Genomic DNA, 14,925 nt, shown 5'->3' with positions numbered 1-14,925 from the left:
CAGCGATAATAAAATGATATGTTGGGGATGCTGCATGGAAAATAATTTTAAGAAAGGGAGTATAGCAGACATGTAATATAGTCTGTGGCTAACAATAGATTATGAACGTTAATTTCGAGTATTATAAGATATTTTATTATGTTGCGAGATATCATAACTTTACCAAAGCCGCAAAGGTTCTTGGAAACAGTCAGCCAAATGTGACCAGGGCGATGAACTGCCTGGAGCAGCAGCTTGGAAGGATACTATTTGTCAGGACAAACAGGGGTGTACAGCTCACAAGAGACGCGGAACAGCTCTATTCATATGTGGAGGCTGCAATGTCACAGCTTCTGACGGCGGAGGATGAGCTGGCAGATGGTGAGAATCTCACTCACGGAAGTATAACGATAGGTGTCAGTGAGACGGCGTTAAATATATATCTGCTGGACAGACTGCGGGCATTTCACATGGCGTATCCGGGTATAAATCTCAAGATATACAACCATTCTACACCTCAGGCTGTGGATGAAGTGAAGAATGGAAGTATAGACTTTGCAGTAGTTACAACTCCGGCTGATGTGGAGGCTCCTCTCAAGAAGATCGTGCTGCAGTCATATCGTGAGATACTTATCGGCGGAACGACATTTTCTTCACTTAAAAAGCAAAAACTGTCCATTGCGGAGATGAGGAACTATCCTATGATCTGTCTAGGCAGGGAGACTATGACATTCAGATTCTACGACAGAATATTCAGGGAGCATGGCGTGGAGCTTGCGCCGGACACGGAGGCGGCCACCACGGATCAGATACTGCCACTTGTGAAGTGTGAGCTTGGACTTGCATTTATACCGGAACTGATGGCGAGGGAGGCAGTAAAGAACAAAGAGGTTGTAAAGCTTTCACTTGAGGAAAAGCTTCCGGACAGGAATGTATGTCTTGTGTATGACTGCCTGCACCCGCTGAATGAGGCAGCAAAGCAGTTCAAGAAAATAATAGTAGAAAGCAGGTGAGAATATGACACTTCAGCAGCTTAGATATGTGGTGATGGTTGCGGATACGGGCACGATCACCGAGGCAGCGAACCGGCTGTATATATCCCAGCCAAGCCTGACAAATGCCATCCATGAGCTGGAAAAAGAGATGGGGATAAATATATTCAACAGGTCAAATAAGGGAATAAGTCCGTCCATAGAGGGCGAGGTCTTCCTCGGCTATGCGAGACAGGTGCTTGAGCAGGCGAAGGTCCTTGAGGACAAATACAAGGGGGACGATGGCGGCAAGAAGAGCTTCTGCGTGTCCACCCAGCATTATTCATTTGCGGTAAATGCATTTGTTGACCTGATAAAGAGGTATGGACAGGACGAATATGATTTCAGCATAAGGGAGACACAGACCTATGAGATCATAGATGATGTCGCCAGGATGAGAAGCGAGATCGGAATATTGTTCATGAATGACTTCAATGAGAAGGTGCTGAACAAGATCCTCAGAGCAAATGACCTGGAATTTCATGAGCTGTTCGTGGCAAAGCCTCACGTGTTCATAAGCAGAAATCACCCTTTGGCGAAGAACAGCATTATAACGAACGAGGAACTGGAGGCATATCCATATCTGTCATTTGAGCAGGGAGAGCACAACTCTTTTTACTTCTCGGAGGAAATATTCTCTACGACGGAGCGAAAGAAGAATATAAGAGTCAGGGATAGAGCGACACTGTTCAATCTGCTGATAGGCCTGAATGGATATACTGTGTGCAGCGGTGTCATAGATGAAAAGCTGAACGGCAAGGACATTATATCGGTGCCACTTGCGGATGAGAGCGATATGAGGATAGGGTATATCGTCCACAGGAAGGCGATCCTCAGCAGACTTGGAAACACCTATCTCGGTGCGTTGGCAAATTATCTCACGGCTGGCAGTGACGAGCCGGAAGATTCAGTAAAAACTCCTCAGAGAAAGCTCCAGCGCAGAGGGCGCTTCAATGAGATGAGGGATGACGGAGAGCCTGCCTGTGGAGATGTGACGGAGAAGGCTGCGGAACATATGAGAAGGGTTAAAGCCACATAGCTGACATAGAAAAAAGACATAGAAATAGCGTGGGTATAGCATAAAACTATATCCACGCTATATTTTTATGTATTATACAAGCGAACCAGAGCTTCATATAATGTCAACAACAAACAAGAAAATAACACTGGTCTATGAGATATGCCAGTGAGTGAGCAGGAGGATATGATGAAGACATCGGTTATAGGATTTCCAAGGGTGGGAACATTAAGAGAGTTAAAATTTGCATCTGAAAAATATTTCAGACATGAGATAACGGCGCAGGAGCTTACAGGAATTGCAGCGGATCTCAGACACATACACTGGATGACACAGGTGGCAGCAGGGATAGGCTTTATTCCGTGCAACGACTTTTCATTTTACGATATAGTGCTTGATACAGCAGTTCTTCTCGGAATTGTGCCAAGGAGATACAGAGAGCTAAATGTCTCAAAGCTTGACACGTACTTTGCCATGGCAAGGGGGTATCAGGGAGAATCCGGGGATGTGAAGGCTCTTGCGATGAAGAAGTGGTTTAACACAAACTATCATTACATAGTTCCGGAGATAGAGGATGACACGGTGATAAGCCTTGACTGCGAGAAACTTACAGGTGAATACGAGGAGGCCAAGGCGCTGGGGATCAAGACAAAGCCTGTGGTTATAGGACCATACACAATGCTTAAGCTCTGCAGATATGTGGGATCAAAGAATGCAGAAGACTTTGCTGATGATGTGGCAGAGGCTTACAGACAGCTCATCGCCGAGTGCGATGAAGAGAATGTGGAGTGGCTGCAATTTGATGAACCATCATTGGTGAGAGATATGGATGACGATGATAAGGCACTTTTCCACAGGGTGTATGAGAGGGTATTTGCAGATCGTGCAGACTGTAAGATACTTCTCCAGACATACTTCGGTGATGTGAGGGATGTGTATGAAGATATCATAAATATGCCATTTGCCGGAATAGGCCTTGATTTTATAGAGGGCAAACAGACCGGTCAGCTTATAGACAGATACGGCTTCCCTGGGGATAAGGTACTTTTTGCCGGCCTGGTAAATGGCAAAAATATATGGAGAAATCATTACGACAAGACTCTCAATGTAGTAGGGCAGCTCCGCGATAAGAAGATAGATGTGGTTCTGTCTACATCATGCTCACTGCTTCATGTGCCATACACACTTAAGCAAGAGACGAAGCTATCACAGGACTATCTGAGGTTCTTTGCATTTGCAGAGGAGAAACTTATTGAACTCTCGGAGCTTGCGGCACTTGCCGAGAGTTATAACTATACAGAGCTTGAGGCATACCACAAGAATCAGGAGTTATTTGCGGGAACAAGAGACTGCAACAGCGACGAGGTGAGACAGAGGCTTGCGGCAGTGACTGAGGCAGATTATGCAAGACTTCCGAAGAGAAGCGAGAGGCAGGCACTTCAGAAGAAGGAATTTGGGCTTCCTGAGCTTCCGACAACCACTATAGGTTCATTCCCACAGACTAAGGATGTGAAGTCACAGAGAGCACAGCTCAGAAAGGGAGAGATATCTGAGCAGGAATATGTGGACTTTGTAAAGGGAAAGATAAAGGAATGTGTAAAGTGGCAGGAGGACATCGGACTGGATGTGCTAGTGCATGGCGAGTATGAACGAAATGACATGGTTGAATATTTCGGTGAGGCACTTGGCGGATTCCTGTTCACTGAGAAAGCATGGGTACAGTCATATGGAACGAGATGCGTAAAGCCGCCTGTGATATGGGGTGACGTATACCGCAAAAAGCCGATCACGGTTGATTGGTCTGTATATGCGCAGTCGCTCACAGACAAGATCATGAAGGGAATGTTGACCGGTCCGGTGACGATACTCAACTGGTCATTCCCAAGGGAGGATATATCAATCAAGGAATCTATATCACAGATAGCGCTTGCGATCAGAGATGAGGTGCTGGATCTGGAGGCGCATGGAATAAAGATGATACAGATAGATGAGGCTGCACTCAGAGAAAAGCTTCCACTCAGAAAATCTGATTGGTATACGGAGTACCTTGATTTTGCGATACCTGCATTCCGTCTGACACACAGCGGTGTGAAGGCTGAGACACAGATACACACGCATATGTGCTACAGTGAATTTACGGATATCATACCTGCCATAGATGATATGGACGCGGATGTGATCACATTTGAGGCGTCAAGATCCGATCTGCAGATCCTGGATTCTCTCAGGGAGAACAACTTTGAGACAGAGGTGGGACCTGGCGTATATGATATTCACTCTCCAAGAGTTCCGTCGGTGGCAGAGATCGTGAAGGCGGTAAATGTCATGCTCACGAAGATAGGCAGGGATAAGCTCTGGATCAATCCGGACTGCGGTCTTAAGACCAGAGGTGTGCCTGAGACTGACGCCAGCCTCAGAAATATGGTTGAGGCTGCCAGACAGGTGAGAAAATAATATATAAAATGCTTGACAAATTCACATAAATATTACGCAAGTCAGTCATAATGATGATCTGGTTATACGGCTGGAGAAAGAGGATGAATACCGGGAAGTCAAGAATCTGGTGCGGGACAGTTTCTGGAATGTGTATCGTCCCGGCTGCCTGGAACACTATGTGCTCAATCAGCTGAGAAAAGACAGTGCATTTGTCCCGGAACTGGATTTAGTTATGCTGCAAAAAAGGAGAACTCATCGGCCAGAATATGTTTATGAGAGCAGAAATAACTGCGGATGACGGAAGAAGTATTCAGGTTATGACGATGGGCCCTATATGCATAAAGAATGAACTTAAACGTAAGGGCTATGGAAAGATACTGCTAGATTATTCGTTGCAGAAAGCTGCAGAGCTCGGCTGCGGAGCACTATGCTTTGAGGGGAATATTGATTTCTATGGCAAAAGCGGATTCAGACCGGCAAGCGAGTTTGGCATTCGCTATCATGGACTTGATGAGGGGGAGGATGCATCGTTTTTCCTCTGCAAGGAGCTGATTTCCGGATATCTTGATGGAGTCACGGGTGAGTACGCTCCGCCAGAAGGATATTTCGTGGACGAAAAGGCTGTGGAAGAATTCGACAGGCAGTTTCTATATAAAGAGAAAAAGACACTGCCCGGACAGATATTTTCATAAGGAGGACCCGCCGTAAAATAAAAGAAAATTGTTACTAAAGCTCGCAAAGTTGCATAATCTGCCGAAAAAAGGTTGGAAAAGTTGCAAAAATCACCGCGAAAAGGTTGGAAAAGTTGCAAAAAATTGATATCATAGGGATAGAAAAGTTGCAAATGCAGTGTGTGGGGGTGATTTTATGCTGGAAAGATCGGCAAAAAATTATATAGATTCATGGATTCAGAGCGGCAGGGATGCTTTGCTCATAACTGGAGCAAGACAGATCGGTAAGACATATCTTATAAAAGAATGCCTCAGGGAAAGTGGAGTGCCATATGTGGAATTAAATTTTATTGACCAGCCGGAGCTTGTAACATTGTTTGACGGTGCCAGAGATGCAAAGGATCTGCTTATGAGACTTAGCCTGGTGACAAAACAGCCTCTTGAGAAAGGCCGTACGATCATATTTCTGGATGAGGTGCAGGAGTTTAAAGATATAGTGACAAGAGTGAAGTTTCTGGTGGAAGATGGAAGCTACAGGTATATCATGAGCGGTTCGCTTTTGGGCGTAGAGCTGAATGATCTCAGATCTGCGCCGGTTGGATACCTGCGTGTATGTGATATGTATCCGATGGATCTGCACGAATTTATGGTTTCTGTTGGTGTGAATCAGAATGTGATCGACACACTGAAGGAATGCTTTACGCAGAGGCTGCCTGTTGATTCGTTTGTACATGAAAAAATGCTTGATGTATTTAATCTGTATCTTATCGTGGGCGGAATGCCGGAGGCGGTCAATACCTATGTGGAGACAAATGATCTTGCGAAGGTAGCGGAGGTACATGAAAAGATAGTTAAATTGTACAGAAGTGATTTCACAAAGTATGAGACAAGATACAAGCTGAAACTGCAGGAGATATATGATGTTATGCCGGGACAGCTTGATCAGAAAAATAAACGATTCCAGATCAATAGTATAGGTAAAGGCCTCAGTTATGATAGGGTTGCAAATGATTTTCTGTGGCTTAAGGATGCTGGGGTTGCGATACCGGTCTACAATATAAGTGAGCCGAAACTTCCGCTTGTGATCAGTGAGAATAGGAATCTCTTTAAACTATTTTTCTCCGATGTAGGGCTGCTGACAAGTAGGTATTCGGATCAGGTGAAAATGGCGATACTGAATAAAGAAAAGTCTATAAACAATGGTGCGCTATTTGAAAATGTGGTTTCCCAGGAACTACTCAGCAAAGGTCATAAAGAATATTATTTTAACAGCAAAAAGCAGGGTGAGCTTGATTTTGTAATAGAACTGAATGGTAAAGTAGTTCCACTGGAGATAAAATCGGGTAAGGATTACAAACGACACTCTGCGCTGTGCAATGTCTTGGCTGATGAAAATTACGGAATAGAATATGCATATGTTTTTTCGGAGAGAAACGTAGAGGTCAGCGGCAAAAAAGTATATTTGCCAATATATATGATGATGTTTCTGGAAAACGAAAAGATGGCTGACACGATATATAAACTTGACCTATCAGGGTTGACGTTCGATAAGGATATGTAGCATCAGTTTTCGCCTGTTGACGAGCCGATGTTAAAAAATAGGAGAGACAGCATGAAGATAAAGATGTGCGGAATCACGACCCCGGCCGATGTGGCCGCGGTGAATGAGGTGAGACCTGATTATATAGGAATGGTGATGTATTTCCCAAAGTCAAAGAGAAATGTCAGCGTGGAGACTGCGCGCAGGTTGCTTGAAGAACTGAGGAAAGATGTGAAGAAGGTTGCAGTGGTGGTATCCCCGGATGCGGAGCAGATAGCGGAGATAGGTGAGCTGGGATTTGATGTGATACAGATTCATGGACAGACCAGCGATGAGCTTATAGAGAGTGCGCATTTGCCTGTGTGGAAGGCGTTCAATGTGAAGGATATGGATATGTACCCACATTATCAAAGCCTTTCGAATGTTGCAGGTTATGTGTTCGATGCCGGTGAACCTGGAAGTGGCAAGACATTTGACTGGAACAGTTTGACGGATATCGACAGAGATGGAAGGCTGTTTGTGCTTGCCGGAGGTCTCACGCCGGACAATGTGCGGCGGGCGATAGAGCAGGTGCATCCTGACGTAGTCGATGTGTCATCTGGCATAGAGTACGATGTGGTAGGTGGCGTCCAAAAATCGGGCAAGGATCCGGAGAAGATGCGCCGGATGAAGAGGAATACCGCTGCTTGGCAGATTTCGGGTAAATCTGATAATTGATTCTCGCTAATCACAGTCAAAATGGTGAAAAAGATACAAAATTGTATCTAAATACTCATATAAGCGGAAAAAAGGACAAAGTTTGGAGGCTTTGTCCTTTTTCATGAGATAAACTTAATTTAGCGATAATTTTGTATCTATTTCACATGCATGGTAAATCCAAATTCCCACTCATCCTCGTCAAATCTGTATTTCTCATCAAGCTCGGGGCCGCAGCTGTTGGAGCCGATTCCGTTCTGGCGATAGTCTATGCACAGGACGGACTTGTCACTCTCTGGCAGCTCGTAGTTGTGGGTTGCCACTGTGAGTTCCTCTGCGGTGTAAGGCGAGGCGTTCATTGAAAATGGCACAGCGGATGTCACGGTTATGCTGTGGGCGGACATATCTGTTTTGATGTCGTTTTCCATCAGACTGCCGATCTGGACATAGCTACAGTCAAAGTGGCTTCCATTTTCCTGTGGCATGATATAGTCCTCGTGCATCTCGTCAATGGATGCAGAAAATGAGCCATGCCAGCTTGCATGGTGCTTGTCTGCGTAGCTTTCATATGGACCCATACCGATATAATTTACATTTCGCATATCTTCTCTCAAAATCATCCTCACGCCAAATCTTGGGAGCATAGGGAATTCAGCATTTTTCTTTACATGCATTTTTGATTTTATAGTTCCTTCAGGTGTTATTATCCATTCAGCGTTTATCCTCAGAACAGGCTGTACCGTTGGTGCTGAGAGGCTTGACGTGCACGATATCACGGCACATCCATCTTTTATAATGCAGCCAGTCTCATATGTCCTTTCGGATATCATGTCATAGTGGGCTCTTAACCACTCGTTCTTTATATTTCTGTCATTGTCCGTAGGTGCGCGCCAGATAGTCTTGTCGCACGGTGCAGATAGAAGTTCCTGACCATCAACCACAATGTCCGTAAAGTTTCCTGTATTTCTGTCAAATATATATTCAAAATTACTTCCGCTGACAACAAATTCTGTGTCGCTTTCCGATACATGAAGATGGGCAGAAGCTGTATCCTGAGTAGTCAGATATTGTTCCGCCAAATTCTGCGCCTTGTCCAAAGACGATGCTTTATCCAGGACCTTGTCTGCGTTCTGTTTTTGTGTGGCAAGTTCTATCTCGTCAAATCCCAACACATCACCTTCCTTGACAAATGCACTGTCACAAGCTGCCTTATATATCACACGGAGAAACAAGCTGTGTGTAATAATATCTTTTGTGCAATCGGCGACATCTGAACATTCAACAACACTTGAACAATCGGTAATATCCGAGCTGTCAGAAATGTCAGAATGACTTGATGCATATAAGTCTGACGATGACTTCTGTATATTTGTAACAGGGCTCAGGCTGATAGTTCCGACACTGTGAGGAGCTATGGAAGGCGTGTCGATATCCCCGGATGCGGCAACCTGACCATCTCGCATAACCTCGTAGCTCATTGTGAGGTTGTCCCTGATGTCAGTGAAATCCATGTAGTTGTGCAGAGTCAAAACTCCATTTGTCTCATCATATCCAGTGATCCTTACCGGGCGGTTGATGTTCTTGAATTCAGGAAGTCCTGTGTGTGGTCTGCGGTCCGGATACACCAGACCATCCATACAGAAGTTGCCGTCGTGGATAGTCTCACCGCTGTCTCCACCGTAGGCGTATATATCCTTGCCGTTTGCCGCCTTGCCCCTGTATATGGCGTGGTCGCACCACTCCCATACAAAACCGCCACAGGTGGTCTCGTGGCTGTCGAAGAACTGGAAGTAGTCCTCCAGATCTCCAGGGCCGTTGCCCATGGCATGACAATATTCGCAGAGAATGTATGGCTTGTCACCGCCGTTTTCTATATAATCAGCCATTTCAGATATGGATGGGTACATGCGGCTGTAGAGATCCAGATTGCTGTAGTCGTATTTGCGCTTGCCGTCTGTATACTGTGCACTCTCGTAGTGGGTGAGACGGGAGCTGTCATAGGACTTGACCCATGCCAGAGCTTCCTCGAATGTCACTCCGTACGCACTCTCATTTCCCATGGACCAGATGACTACGCTGGCACGGTTCTTGTCCCTGATGACGCAGCGTTTGATGCGGTCAAGAATGGATTCGCAGAACTCAGGATTGTTGGCGATCGGCTCATTCCACCTTGCTGCCTTGTTGTCCCAGCTGTTATCTGCATAGTAAAGCTCGCTTGGCCCGTGGGCTTCAATATCAGCCTCATCTATCACATAGAATCCATATTCGTCACAGAGTTCATAGAAATAAGGAGCATTTGGATAGTGGCTTGTCCTTATGGCGTTGACGTTGTGCTGCTTCATCAGCGACATATCCTTGATGATCTGTTCTCTGCTGATGGTAAATCCGGTTACAGGGTCGGAATCATGTCTGTTCACTCCGTGGAACTTGATCGGCATGCCGTTGATGTATACGACCTTGTTCTCTATGGTTATCTCCCTGATTCCTATCCTGTCAGTGATGACCTCTCCGGCACATCTGATGATGACAGTGTAGAGGAATGGTCTTTCTGCATTCCACAGCACAGGGGAGTCGATCGACAAAGTAATGCTGCTGGAGCTGGCTGCGGTTTTGCTTTCGTCTGCATTGGTATTGGCATCGCTCTGAGCGGAAATTTCACATTTTACACAGCCTGATGAACATATGCTGCCATCGGCGTCCAGAATAGTAACTTCAATATCAACATTTGAATCAGCGCCTTTATCAACCACTGTTTCCGATTTTGATGAAAAACGGTCTTCAACGCAGGAATATTTTGTAAATGCTGTGAAGTCTATGGTTACATCTGCCTTAGTTGGCTCCGTTATATCGTCACAGCTGGTCTTTATGAAATAGTCGTATACAGCACCCTCAGAGCGTTTCAGGATATATACATCCCTGAAAATACCGCTCATGCGGAACTTATCCTGATCCTCAAGATAGCTTCCGTCGCACCATTTGAGGATCAGCACGCAGAGCCTGTTGGAGCCGTTTCTTATGAATTCGGTTATGTCAAATTCACTGGTCGAATGGGATACCTGGCTGTAGCCAACATACCTGCCGTTGAGCCATACATAGAAACAGGAATCTACACCCTCAAAGTTCAAGTGCGCGAGTGGCGCGTCCTTGTTCTGATCGTAGTCGAAGTCGGTCACATATGCTCCGCATGGGTTGTCCTTTGGAACATAAGGTGGGTCAAATGCAAATGGATACCTGACATTGGTATACTGATGATAGTCGTATCCGTGCATCTGCCATACTGATGGAACCGGAATATCATCGAAACCGGATATATCATATCCCTCACTGTAGAATTCGTCTTGAAGCTTGTAAATGCTGTCGTAGTAGCGGAACTTCCAGGTTCCATTCAGAAACTGTACTCTGTCCGAGAGATCCCTTGCATCAAGGGATGTGCTGTATGCCTTCCCAGCAGGAATATAGTAATTCCTATTCGGCATGGTGTTCTCATGCAGAATATGCAGATTTTCGTAGTGACGCGGAATGATCATAACAATACCTCCTGTGGTTAATTTAATATATAAAACGTTGTATATTCGTAGTTTGTTAGATATATTATAAGATAATGTCACATGAAAAGTCCATACATATAATGAGACAAAATATGCACATTCTAGTTTTATAAGGCGGATACGCCGCACCCTGCAAGTCCGCTTGCAGGGTGAAGTCTCTGAACAGACAAAAGAAAAGTATAAAGCATACAGGATGTGCCTGCACACGCTTCAAAATAGTGTAAAAATAGTGAGATAATAGTGTAATTTGCCATATAGAAAGGAGCCACACATGTATACAAACTCAGCATATCTTCACAACTCACTGCTCGACATTGTGGACAAGAGCAGACCGCTCATAGTCACAAGCTGCGGAACGTACAAGCTGTATACACAGAAAGAGTTTACAACCTACAGACCTAAGGGGCGTAAGGATTATCAGCTCATATATGTGGCGGCGGGAAAGGCACATTTTGAGATAGATGGGCAGGATGTGATCGCCTGTCCCGGAAGCATGGTGATATACAGGCCGAGACAGATGCAACGGTATGTGTATTACGGAGACGAACACACGGAGGTGTTCTGGGTGCATTTCACCGGGGGAGAGGTGAAGCAGACACTCAGGCGATACGGAATAAATGACGATGTGAATATGTTCTATGGTGGAGACCATGCTGAGTACAGAATTTTGTTCAGGCAAATGATACAGGAGCTACAGCTCTGCCGGGATGACTATGAGGAGATGTTGGAATACATATTCAGACAGATGCTTATCTTAGCTCACAGGCAGCAGGGGCAGGATGATTCCAAAACTGTGTCGGCCATGGCAGAGGAGATGGACCGTGCGGCGGCATATTTTAGTGAGCATTATAACGAGGGAATACTTGTGGAGGACTATGCAAGCATGCACAACATGAGCGTGAGCTGGTTCATACGGAACTTTAGACAGCGCATCGGAACCACGCCCACACAGTACATCATGTCAAAGCGTATAGCTAACGCCCAGATGCTTCTCGAGAGCTCGGACTACAACATGACAGAGATAGCAAAGATAGTTGGATACGATAATCCGCTTTACTTTAGCCGGGTGTTTAAAAAAGAAAAAGGAATGTCTCCTATGGAGTACAGGAAGTCGCTCAGACATTGACAAATAACTGGAAAAAATTTATCAATAAGTGTATATATAATATAGAAGAAACTGCCATGTGTGTGTGGCGGTGGAAATTAACATGTAGGGATAAAACGTGAGCAGCAATTTATACAAATCAATATTATTTGTAATTTTGGCTATAGTATTTGTGGTGGCTAAGCTGATAAAAAAGTCAGTGTATTCCCTGGGCATGATGGTATTCTGTGTCAGCGTTTTGCTTGTACTGGCGATAATATTTTTAGTCAAATATATAAAAGAAAAGAGAACTGCTGATAAGTAATCGACAGTTACATATAAATAGTGGTGTAAATGATTGGAGGAACTGAATATGAAGGTTTTAATGTTGAATGGAAGCGCGAAGCCGCAGGGCAATACATACCGTGCACTTTACGAGGTAGGCGAGCAGCTCAAGAAAGAGGGAATAGACTATGAGATATTCCAGATCGGAGCAGCTCCACTGAGAGACTGCATAGGCTGTGGACAGTGTACGGAAAAAGGCTGTGTGTTTGATGACGATAAGGTAAATGAGTTCGTTGCCAAGGCAAAGGAAGCAGACGGACTGGTATTTGGAACACCTGTATACTATGCTCATCCAAGCGGACGTGTGCAGTCATTCCTTGACAGAGTATTCTACAGCAGCGGCCGTGCATTTGCATTCAAGCCGGGTGCATCTGTGGCAGTTGCAAGACGTGGCGGAACATCAGCATCATTCGATGTGATGAATAAATACTTTGGAATATCACAGATGCCGGTGGCTGGCTCTACATACTGGAATCTTGTACACGGACGCGTGCCTGGAGAGGCTGAGCTGGATGCGGAGGGTATGCAGACCATGAGGAATCTTGCTAAGAACCTTGCATGGATGCTCAAATGCTTTGAAGCCGGCAAGGCAGCAGGTGTTGCACTCCCTGACACGGAGAGAGGCAACCAGACGAACTTTATAAGATAAATTAGTAAAGATTATAATATCGTGAAGCAAATGACAAAGATTGAGTTTAACCTAAATCAGAACATAGTGTTAATGGTAGAAAGAGAGATTACATATGTAATCTCTTGAACTATAGTCAAGGTATGGAAATGGTAAGTATTCTACTGCTAACACTTTTTAAAATATAAATGCGTTTGATTCAAAGGAGATTTGGTTTGTGTTTGTTATTGCTGATAATGTGGCATCCGACAATGATCTGGTGATTCATGTAATTGCGTTTATATTGTGCTTATGATAAATAGAATATGTCAAAATGATAAGCGAGCTGTGGCCTTGTAAAGATCACAGCTCGTCGTCCGTCTCGATATAATCCGGCCGGTTATTGTTCATGGTTTCCTGGCTGGAGATGGTTCTCTGGCGCTTTTCCTGCCGGTAGGCATTAGGCGACATTCCGGTGGTCTTGCGGAAGATCTTGTGGAAAGCCTCGGCGGACTGGTAGCCGCATGAAAATGCAATACTTTCTATAGAAAGCTCAGATATGGTAAGCATATGCTGGGCTTTTGTTATGCGGAAATTCTGCAGGTATTTCACAGGACTCATCCCGGTGTACTGCTTGAACAGGTCGGAGAAATAGCTTCTGTTGATTCCAACGTAGTCAGACAGCTCCTCCACCTTCATTGGCATATAGAGATGTCGTTGTAACTGAACATATTAGCAAAATAATTTGTTGACATCAATATAGATATACTACATTATTGAATTACAAACTAGGTTGATCTGAACTTATATATAATTAAAGAGGGGGATAAAACACAATGAAAAAATAAGACTAATTCTGGTAATGTTGGCTATACAAAGAAAAGGGGATTGCCAGTTAATAAAAATAATAACTTGGTGAAAAGGACGTGGCAAAAGGGATTTGGTTATTCTTCAGGCACTGGAAACAGTAACTATATGTGGACATATTCAACTTTGAAGAAACAAATTGACAGTGGAAATCCGTGTATGTTTTCTATTGCAAATGGATACTATTATAATCATACTGTTGCAGTGGTAGGTTATAAGGAATATAAGAATATGAGAACGGGAAAGGTGTATACGTTTTTGGTGGTCCACGATGGCTGGAGTACCACAACAAGATACATAGCAATGAAAAATACTGGTGCGAGCTATGTCGCGTGTCAAACATCGATAAAGGTTCCGTCAAAAAAGAAGTAGAGGAGAAGAAAATATGAATATGGCAATTGTTGTGGCTGCCATCGGAGTTGTGGCAGTCCTTGTATCAATAGTTGGTATAGCGACTAAAAAGATGCCTTTGGTGATTACGGCAATGGCATTATTAGGTATTTGCATAATAGTTACGGGGGTAGAATTGTATAATGCACAAATGTGGCAGGAAATAGCTGTTGGGGCATTTGCTGTAGGGGGATTGTGCGTATGTGCATCTATTATTATGATGATAATTAGGTGGAAAAGAAAGTAGGAATTTGTAATATGTGTCAGCACTTATATTCTGGAATATCACAGATGACGATCACAGGCTCACCATATTGGAGAATTTTGCGCACAGACGCCTGCTGATTTTTAGAAGAATATGCTGATGGCATTGATTTACTTTTGGTTAGCATACAGTAATAATGTCTGGTGCCTTTGCCACTGGAGATAATTTTAAAAATCATCATCTGTATCAATATAATCCGGCCGGTTGTTGTTCATGGTCTCCTGGCTGGAGATGGTTCTCTGGCGTTTCTCCTGCCGGTAGGCATTAGGCGACATGCCGGTGGTCTTGCGGAAAATCTTGTGGAAAGCCTCGGCGGACTGGTAGCCGCATGAAAATGCAATACTTTCTATAGAAAGCTCAGATATGGTAAGCATATGCTGGGCTTTTGTTATGCGGAAATTCTGCAGGTATTTCACAGGACTCATCCCGGTGTACTGCTTGAACAGGT

Annotated in this window: 13 protein-coding genes; 10 read left to right on the top strand and 3 right to left on the bottom strand. The window is 44.4% G+C overall.

What is annotated here, in order from left to right; translation table 11 throughout:
• Positions 1-101: 101 nt before the first annotated feature.
• The 6 genes from OCV54_RS00065 (at position 102) to OCV54_RS00040 (ending at position 7,392) form a co-directional block, all read left to right on the top strand.
• Positions 102-992: a LysR family transcriptional regulator gene (locus OCV54_RS00065; RefSeq protein ID WP_055222241.1), complete on the top strand. Its 891-nt coding sequence runs from the start codon at positions 102-104 to the stop codon at positions 990-992.
• A gap of 4 nt (positions 993-996) precedes the next feature.
• Positions 997-2,049, top strand: coding sequence for a LysR family transcriptional regulator (locus OCV54_RS00060; protein ID WP_055222240.1), 1,053 nt, complete (start codon positions 997-999; stop codon positions 2,047-2,049).
• 168 nt (positions 2,050-2,217) lie between these two features.
• On the top strand, positions 2,218-4,482 hold the full coding sequence (metE, locus tag OCV54_RS00055; protein WP_055222239.1) for a 5-methyltetrahydropteroyltriglutamate--homocysteine S-methyltransferase: 2,265 nt from the start codon (positions 2,218-2,220) through the stop codon (positions 4,480-4,482).
• Between the two features lie 254 nt (positions 4,483-4,736).
• Positions 4,737-5,156, top strand: a complete 420-nt coding sequence (locus OCV54_RS00050) for a GNAT family N-acetyltransferase (protein ID WP_308936791.1) — start codon at positions 4,737-4,739, stop codon at positions 5,154-5,156.
• 175 nt (positions 5,157-5,331) lie between these two features.
• Positions 5,332-6,696, top strand: coding sequence for an ATP-binding protein (locus OCV54_RS00045; RefSeq protein WP_055222238.1), 1,365 nt, complete (start codon positions 5,332-5,334; stop codon positions 6,694-6,696).
• Between the two features lie 51 nt (positions 6,697-6,747).
• Complete coding sequence (locus OCV54_RS00040) at positions 6,748-7,392, top strand: phosphoribosylanthranilate isomerase (RefSeq protein WP_015534583.1); 645 nt, start codon at positions 6,748-6,750, stop codon at positions 7,390-7,392.
• Between the two features lie 137 nt (positions 7,393-7,529).
• On the opposite strand, the gene OCV54_RS00035 is transcribed toward OCV54_RS00040, so the two are convergent.
• On the bottom strand, positions 7,530-10,898 hold the full coding sequence (locus OCV54_RS00035; protein ID WP_055222237.1) for a glycoside hydrolase family 2 TIM barrel-domain containing protein: 3,369 nt from the start codon (positions 10,896-10,898) through the stop codon (positions 7,530-7,532).
• Between the two features lie 292 nt (positions 10,899-11,190).
• Here OCV54_RS00035 and OCV54_RS00030 point away from each other — a divergent pair, with 292 nt between their 5' ends.
• Positions 11,191-12,045 (top strand): helix-turn-helix domain-containing protein, encoded by an 855-nt coding sequence (locus OCV54_RS00030; protein WP_055222236.1) that lies wholly within the window; start codon positions 11,191-11,193, stop codon positions 12,043-12,045.
• 331 nt (positions 12,046-12,376) lie between these two features.
• On the top strand, positions 12,377-12,997 hold the full coding sequence (locus OCV54_RS00025) for a flavodoxin family protein (protein ID WP_015534585.1): 621 nt from the start codon (positions 12,377-12,379) through the stop codon (positions 12,995-12,997).
• 321 nt (positions 12,998-13,318) lie between these two features.
• Here the strand turns inward: OCV54_RS00025 and OCV54_RS00020 are convergent, their stop codons facing one another.
• Positions 13,319-13,660, bottom strand: a complete 342-nt coding sequence (locus tag OCV54_RS00020; RefSeq protein ID WP_022217016.1) for a helix-turn-helix domain-containing protein — start codon at positions 13,658-13,660, stop codon at positions 13,319-13,321.
• Between the two features lie 288 nt (positions 13,661-13,948).
• Between OCV54_RS00020 and OCV54_RS00015 the strand changes: the two genes are divergently transcribed.
• Together OCV54_RS00015 and OCV54_RS00010 are read left to right on the top strand one after the other, a co-directional pair.
• Complete coding sequence (locus OCV54_RS00015) at positions 13,949-14,194, top strand: hypothetical protein (protein WP_158564584.1); 246 nt, start codon at positions 13,949-13,951, stop codon at positions 14,192-14,194.
• Between the two features lie 13 nt (positions 14,195-14,207).
• Positions 14,208-14,459 carry a hypothetical protein gene (locus OCV54_RS00010; protein ID WP_055222234.1) on the top strand — a complete coding sequence of 84 codons (252 nt, stop codon included), beginning with the start codon at positions 14,208-14,210 and terminating at the stop codon, positions 14,457-14,459.
• 185 nt (positions 14,460-14,644) lie between these two features.
• Here OCV54_RS00010 and OCV54_RS00005 read toward each other — a convergent pair.
• Positions 14,645-14,925, bottom strand: a 281-nt coding sequence (locus OCV54_RS00005) for a helix-turn-helix domain-containing protein (RefSeq protein ID WP_156327877.1), incomplete at its 5' end; no start/stop codon positions are given.

It is taken from the genome of Coprococcus aceti (genome assembly GCF_025567285.1).
GTDB classification, from domain to species: domain Bacteria; phylum Bacillota; class Clostridia; order Lachnospirales; family Lachnospiraceae; genus Coprococcus; species Coprococcus aceti.
The sequence above is the reverse complement of the archived record's forward strand: the minus strand, read 5'-3'. Positions and strand labels throughout refer to the sequence as shown.

Bases quoted from the DNA above. Each gene is read 5' to 3' on its own strand.
- OCV54_RS00065 (WP_055222241.1), top strand. From the start codon at position 102: ATGAACGTTAATTTCGAGTATTATAAGATATTTTATTATGTTGCGAGA.
- OCV54_RS00060 (WP_055222240.1), top strand. From the start codon at position 997: ATGACACTTCAGCAGCTTAGATATGTGGTGATGGTTGCGGATACGGGC.
- metE (WP_055222239.1), top strand. From the start codon at position 2,218: ATGAAGACATCGGTTATAGGATTTCCAAGGGTGGGAACATTAAGAGAG.
- OCV54_RS00050 (WP_308936791.1), top strand. From the start codon at position 4,737: ATGAGAGCAGAAATAACTGCGGATGACGGAAGAAGTATTCAGGTTATG.
- OCV54_RS00045 (WP_055222238.1), top strand. From the start codon at position 5,332: ATGCTGGAAAGATCGGCAAAAAATTATATAGATTCATGGATTCAGAGC.
- OCV54_RS00040 (WP_015534583.1), top strand. From the start codon at position 6,748: ATGAAGATAAAGATGTGCGGAATCACGACCCCGGCCGATGTGGCCGCG.
- OCV54_RS00035 (WP_055222237.1), bottom strand. From the start codon at position 10,898: ATGATCATTCCGCGTCACTACGAAAATCTGCATATTCTGCATGAGAAC.
- OCV54_RS00030 (WP_055222236.1), top strand. From the start codon at position 11,191: ATGTATACAAACTCAGCATATCTTCACAACTCACTGCTCGACATTGTG.
- OCV54_RS00025 (WP_015534585.1), top strand. From the start codon at position 12,377: ATGAAGGTTTTAATGTTGAATGGAAGCGCGAAGCCGCAGGGCAATACA.
- OCV54_RS00020 (WP_022217016.1), bottom strand. From the start codon at position 13,660: ATGCCAATGAAGGTGGAGGAGCTGTCTGACTACGTTGGAATCAACAGA.
- OCV54_RS00010 (WP_055222234.1), top strand. From the start codon at position 14,208: ATGAATATGGCAATTGTTGTGGCTGCCATCGGAGTTGTGGCAGTCCTT.